Genomic DNA, 343 nt, shown 5'->3' on the forward strand with positions numbered 1-343 from the left:
GACATCGCGCGCGACTTGAGGGGGCAGCGCAGCCAGGTCCGCCGTCGTCTTTACACCGAGAGGCCGCAAACGGGCTTCCAGCGCCCCTCCGATCCCCCATACCTCCCCAACGGGCCAATGCTCGAACAATCGCCGTCGCAGTTCGATGTCGTGGAGGTCGACCACGCCGCCCCACACCTTCTCCGTCGCCTTCGCCAAGGCGTTCGCGACCTTCGAGAGCGTGCGGGTCGGACCCAACCCGATCCGGGTCGGTAGCCCGACGGAACGCGCAATATCCTCGCGAACCGCGTGCGCGGTCCGCACATCGCCAAGGCCGCTCGCGAGCGGCGGCAGACGGAAGAAA

General features: G+C 67.9%; 1 pseudogene. It reads right to left on the bottom strand.

The features are described 5' to 3' along the window. Positions 1-343: pseudogene (locus CVH10_RS26700) on the bottom strand (type VI secretion protein ImpB); the annotation flags it as partial.

It is taken from the genome of Halomonas sp. ND22Bw, from assembly GCF_003011945.1.
Classification (GTDB): Bacteria; Pseudomonadota; Gammaproteobacteria; order Pseudomonadales; family Halomonadaceae; genus Halomonas; species Halomonas halophila.